This is a genomic window from Pseudanabaena biceps PCC 7429 (assembly GCF_000332215.1).
Classification (GTDB): Bacteria; Cyanobacteriota; Cyanobacteriia; order Pseudanabaenales; family Pseudanabaenaceae; genus Pseudanabaena; species Pseudanabaena biceps.
Map to the genome: position 1 here is coordinate 1 of NZ_ALWB01000438.1, position 1,678 is coordinate 1,678.

The 1,678-nt window shown below is 43.1% G+C and carries 1 protein-coding gene; it reads right to left on the bottom strand.

What is annotated here, in order from left to right:
- Positions 1-63 precede the first annotated feature (63 nt).
- A complete protein-coding gene (locus PSE7429_RS22985) occupies positions 64-1,128 on the bottom strand; it encodes a DUF1176 domain-containing protein (protein WP_009629814.1) in 1,065 nt (354 codons plus the stop codon).
- Positions 1,129-1,678: the final 550 nt, after the last annotated feature.

The window sequence follows — 1,678 nt, forward strand, 5'->3', positions numbered from 1 at the left end:
TGGCGCACGCGCAGCGTGCGCCGCAGGTTTTAGATATGGATTTTAATTATACTGAGGTATTTATTAAGGGTAGATAATTGGAAAATCGGGGACATATTTGCCATCACAGGCATATTTAGCTCGATATTCTTGTAAAACCATGCGATCGCCTTCTAGTTTATAAATCGCTGATGAGCCACAATCGCCAACACCACGAAACTTAGTGAAATTGGTCATGGTCTGCGATCGTAGATTAAGCCGAGGCATTCCCACAATCGCCCGTTCGGTAACTCGTTTAGGCTTTTCGCCATTTTTAGGCTCTTGGAAAATATCAAAGTCAAGGGAAACAATCCTTGGTTTTGGCGACTCATCACTCCATAGGACATATTCAAAAACCCCTTGATAGGCGGCGAGCGAGCATTGAATTTGGACTAAATATTTTTTGTCTGAGATGGGGAAAGCTTTAGAACCCATCCCTTTTTGTGTATCCCCATCTTGAAAACTATCTTTACAAATTCCAAGGCGTTCGCGATTTTGTAATACATATTGCAATGGTTCAGAACTAGCATTCGATCCAGCGGGCTTTGTATTATTTCGCGCAAGATATCTAAGTAATTGCTCTTCTGTTAGTTTGCGACTGGGGAAAGTTACCCGCATCACAGGCTCAGGATTTTGGGTGGTTGGGGCTTCGAGTGTATATATGTAGCCATCATTATTAAACTCAATTGCCCCCTCTTTTTGAGGGTTATAATTTGTCGCTTCTAGGTTTAAACCGCCACTCCCATCTTTGTTACGGCTGACATAATAACGTGGGCGATCGGGTTCTTTGGCATCGGCACAAATATATATTCGATAATTAGAAGTCTCGCCGTAAGCATAGGTAACTTTCGATTTACCGCAAACGCTATTGTCTTCTAGATCTTTGATATCACCAACGGCGATCGCTTTTGGTGGCGTATTATTTGGGGTCTCAGCGATCGGCTTTTGTGTTTCTGGAGATTTAGTCGGAGATGCCGCTACGGACTTAGAATTAGTGGGAGTCTGGGCATTACTTGGGGAAGACGAAGAATTTGATGCATCCTGATTAGAGCATCCAAGCATTGTAAGGCTTGCCATTGCAGCCATTAAGCCCAATCGAATTTGCAACATGAGTCTTGCTCCTTATAGCTGCTCTTTAGTATAGAGTTTCCATCTCGTCACAGGCTAGATTACAGTGCTTTGCCCTCTCATCAAGTTGCTAGGTGTCAAGTTGCTAGGTGTCAAGTTGCTAGGTGTCAAGTTGCTAGGTGTCAAGTTGCTAGGTGCAAAAATAAATCTTTAAGTAGCTAGGCATAAGTAAACTTAAAACCTAGAAGAGCATACCGCCCGCGTAGCGGGCGGTATGCTCTCTGGTTTTGGGTTTTAATTATGCCTAACTACATTAGCAATTCTAAATGAGTTGAGAGAGGTTTCGACTGCGCTCAGCCGTCGGTATATGTTGAATGAGCATAGTCGAAGCCCTATTGCTCTCTTACAGCGCTTTGCGCTCAAATCCAAACCCAGAAATTTTTTGCAAGTGTTGCTTCGCAACACTTGCAAAAAATTTCTGGTGGTTCTTTTGATCGAAAATTGCTTTAAGTGAAATAGGATTGCTAAGTAAGTGGGCTTAATTAAATATAAAATTCCAAAACCTGCGGTGCACGCTGCGCGTGCACCGCAG